This is a genomic window from Ruegeria sp. AB5 (genome assembly GCF_056542645.1).
On record NZ_JBQGAE010000089.1, the window covers coordinates 1 to 528 of the forward strand.

1 protein-coding gene is annotated in these 528 nt (G+C 62.1%); it reads left to right on the forward strand.

Translation table 11 applies throughout. The features are described from left to right. The coding region (gene scpB / locus ACR0L4_RS23755) for an SMC-Scp complex subunit ScpB (protein WP_480515686.1) at window positions 1-454 on the forward strand (454 nt) is incomplete at its 5' end. Between the last annotated feature and the right edge of the window lie 74 nt (window positions 455-528).

The window sequence follows — 528 nt, forward strand, 5'->3', positions numbered from 1 at the left end:
GCGCGTGGTCAAAGTGGGCGACGCATGGGCGATCCGCACGGCGCCCGACCTTGGATTCTTGATGCAAAAGGAAACGGTTGAGACCCGCAAGCTCAGCCGGGCCGCGATCGAAACGCTGGCCATTGTTGCCTATCACCAGCCCTGCACCCGCGCCGAGATCGAGGAAATCCGGGGTGTTTCGGTCTCACGCGGGACCATCGACCAGTTGCTGGAAATGGAGTGGATCCGTCTGGGTCGCCGGCGGATGACGCCGGGGCGTCCGGTGACGTTTGTTGTGACGCCGCAGTTTCTGGACCATTTCGGGCTGGACAACGCACGCGATCTGCCGGGTCTGAAAGAATTGCGGGCTGCTGGCTTGCTGGAAAATCGGCCACCGCCGGGAACCGTCCCATTGGGCGAGGGGCAGGACGAGGACGCAGACGAGGATCAGACCGAGCTCTTCGAAGAAGAGTGATCCTGCTGCCCTTTTGTTGCCGCATGGGCGACCTATGTTACCGGACAGGGGCAGGAGAGTAGGACGATGAATGC